1 protein-coding gene is annotated in these 365 nt (G+C 73.2%); it reads right to left on the bottom strand.

Annotation, left to right across the window (positions count from 1 at the left end; translation table 11 throughout):
• The coding region (locus AB0C16_RS41000) for a cation transporter (RefSeq protein ID WP_357691630.1) at positions 1–365 on the bottom strand (365 nt) is incomplete at both ends.

Consider the following 365-nt stretch of genomic DNA (forward strand, 5'->3'; position numbering starts at 1 on the left):
GCCCGGGGCAGCGGCCGCCCGATGAGCAGCTGCGCGTTGGCGCGGCCCAGCACCCACGCCACGTACACCAGCAACACCCCGATCAGGCAGGACGCGATGCCGTCCCAGACGCCGGAGCCGGAGAGCTGCCCGCCGAGCAGACCGCCCGCCGCCAGCAGCAGGCCGATCAGGGCCGCCGAGTCCTCCATCACCACGGCCTTCACCGCGGTGTCCGGGGTGTGCCGCAGGTAGTACGTGTCCGGCACCCGCAGCCGTGACGCCTCGCGGCGCACCTGCTTGACCCCGGTGCGCAGCGAGTAGCCCTCCAGCAGGAAGGCGACGCCGAGGACGATGTAGGAGACGAGCGGATCGCCCAGGTCCTCGCC

It is taken from the genome of Nonomuraea sp. NPDC048916, assembly GCF_040649575.1.
In the GTDB taxonomy this organism is placed as follows: domain Bacteria; phylum Actinomycetota; class Actinomycetes; order Streptosporangiales; family Streptosporangiaceae; genus Nonomuraea.